The 2,710-nt window shown below is 67.3% G+C and carries 2 protein-coding genes; both read right to left on the reverse strand.

Going from position 1 to position 2,710, the window contains the following annotated elements; genetic code table 11:
• Window positions 1–685: NAD(P)H-binding protein (locus GXY15_14470; protein ID NLV42413.1), on the reverse strand; the 685-nt coding region annotated here is incomplete at its 3' end.
• Window positions 686–703: 18 nt separating this feature from the next.
• Window positions 704–2,164, reverse strand: a complete 1,461-nt coding sequence (locus GXY15_14475) for an alpha-L-fucosidase (protein NLV42414.1) — start codon at window positions 2,162–2,164, stop codon at window positions 704–706.
• Window positions 2,165–2,710: the final 546 nt, after the last annotated feature.

The following is a 2,710-nucleotide window of genomic DNA, read 5'->3' on the forward strand; positions in this document are numbered from 1 at the left end:
AGATCTCGATGTTCGGGATGTCGGTGGAGAGGAAGGCCGTGGAGACGTCGCCCCAGGAAATGGCCGTCGCCAGGCGCGGGCCGCTCATGAAGGGGATTTCGGCGGTGAGCGAGGCCAGGGGGATGCGCTCCAGATGTCCGCACCGCCTCACCACGGAGCCCTCCCCCATGCCCTCGATGACCGTCTTGCTGGTTCCCGGACTCAGTTTTCCCCTGTCGGACCGGAAGGCCAGCCGCAGGTGCGTGGCGCCGGGCAGGGCCTCCTTCAGCATGGCGGCCATGCAGTCCGTGGGCACCACGTCGAACCCGACCCCGGGGAGCACGGTGATCCCCCCCTCCTTCCACCGGCTGTCGTGGCGGCGCACATACTCAAAAACGGAGATTTCCCCGGTGACGTCGAGGTAGTGCGCCCCGCTCGCCATGCACCCCTCCAGCATGGGCCGGGCGGTCGCCGAGAAGGGACCCGCGCAGTTTAGGACCGCTTCCATGCCGTGGAGCCCCGCGCTGGTGGCCTGGGGATCGGAGAGGCTGAACACGCGGCACTCCAGCCCCATCTCCGCCGCGGCGGCCTCCACCCGACGGCGGTTGCGCCCCGCGACCACCGGCCGCATCCCCCGCGACACGGCCTCCTCCGCGCACAGGCGTCCTGTGTACCCGCTGACCCCGTAGATCATCCACTCGGCCATGGCACTTCCTCCAGCCCCCTACGGTTTTTGAAGATGCAGACTGAACTCCGACAAGGCGGGGCACGCGGCCGCTTTCACGATGCGCAGCCGCACTTTGTCCGTGGTCACAACCTCTCCCCTCCACAACCGCCGCGCTCCTATGGACATTCCCCGGGCAAACTCCTCCCAGGCCGCGCCGGTCCAGCGGTCCAGGGCCCAGGCGTCCACCCGCTGGCCCAGAGGCAGATGCTCGCGCAGGCTCACCACGTCAAAGGTGGTTTCCCGGGGCAGCGTCAGCACCAGTTCCGGTGTGGTGACGCCGTCGTCCGGACACCAGTAGGTGCCCTTGTCCCCGTCCAGCACCCTCGCCGCCGCATAGACCGGATCGCCCCCGCGGACGTTGGAAGCCTCGGCGGCCGCGCCTTTCGCGAGGTCGGTGTCGAACAGGGCCCTCAGCCGCCGCCCGAACTCCCGCAGGGACGCCGCGTCGTTCTCGTGGATGCGTCCCCGCCGGTCCGGCGGCAGGTTGAGGAGAAACGACGCGCCGCGCCCGACGGACTCAAAGTACAGTTTCATAAGGTTTTCCGGCGTGCGGACCTCGCCGTCCTGCTGCTTGTGGTAGAACCACCCCGGACGGATGGACACGTCCACCTCCGCAGGCATCCAGTAACGCCCGTTGCGGACCCCGGTCTCCCCCAGTTTGTACTCCGTCTGGCCGGGCGCGGGCGGTTCCCCGCCGCGGCCCTCCGGCGAATAGGTGGCCCAGCAGGGCTCCCCGGCAAAGCCCGACTCGTTGCCCACCCAGCGGATGTCCGGCCCGATGTCGCTGAACATGACCGCGTCCGGCTGAAGCTCCCGGACCAGCTCCCGGGTCGTCTCCCACCCGTAATAGGCCGCCGCGTCTATCTTGCGCGTCTCCCTCGCGCCGCCATACCAGCCGTCGCCGCCGTTCGCCCCGTCAAACCACACCTCGAAAATGGGGCCGTACTCCGTGAGCAGCTCCCGGAGCTGGTTGCGGAAATACTCCACATAGGCCGGGCGGCCGTACTCCGCATGGTTCCGGTCCCAGGGCGAAAGATACACGCCGAAGGAAAGCCCTGCGGCGCGGCACGCGTCCGAAAACTCCCGCACCACGTCCCCCTTCCCGTCTTTCCACGGGCTGGCGGCCACGGAGTGCCTGGTGAACTTGGAGGGCCACAGGCAGAACCCGTCATGGTGCTTGCACGTGAGGATCAGCCCCCGCATGCCCGCCTCCTTGGCGGCGCCGACGATCTGCGCGGCGTCGAAATCCGTGGGGTTGAAGAGCTCCGGTGACTCGTCGCCGTAGCCCCACTCCTTGTCCGTGAAGGTGTTGATGGTGAAGTGGACGAAGCAGTAGAACTCCCGCTCATGCCACTGAAGCTGGCGCGCGGAGGGAACAACACCATGGGGGGCCGGCGGGGCCACTGCCGCGCCAAACGCGTCCACAGACACGAGCAGGGTGAGCGCCAGGCACGTCATGGGATTTCTCCTTATTCTTGATCCAAGTCCAGCCTATAGCTCCGCCCTCCCCGTTTGCAAGCGAGACACCCCGGTCTGACCGCCCGGAGGCGGGGATGCTGTCTATGTAGACGCATCCTCTTGACGCGTTCTTGGGGTTTTCGTTGGCCCAAAGAACGCGCCAAGAGGACGTGTCTACTGTGCGGGCGTTCTCGCCGACTTGCTTCATTGGCAGGAGGCCGCCCCGGGAGAAGGGTGACCGCCGCAACAAGCAGCGCCCCTGCGGAGGAATTGCACGGTTTCTCTGCGCGCGAAGAGGGCGCTTTCCGACAAGAGGTTGCCGCGTCGGCCGGGGCGGCCTCCTCGCAATGACCGCGGAAATGCACGTCATTGCAATGACCGCAGAAAGGCATGTCAGGCGTCAGATGTCGCGGGGGCTACCGCACGTTCTTGGCGGGTCCGTCTGTTATGTGGAGTGCGGTGGCAGAGCGAAGCGGCGACACCGCTTTGCCCGGGGAGGATCCATGCCGCACCCCTCCCGGCAGCTCTTTCCCGGGAACCAAAGCG

It is taken from the genome of Candidatus Hydrogenedentota bacterium (assembly GCA_012730045.1).
Classification (GTDB): Bacteria; Hydrogenedentota; Hydrogenedentia; order Hydrogenedentales; family CAITNO01; genus JAAYBR01.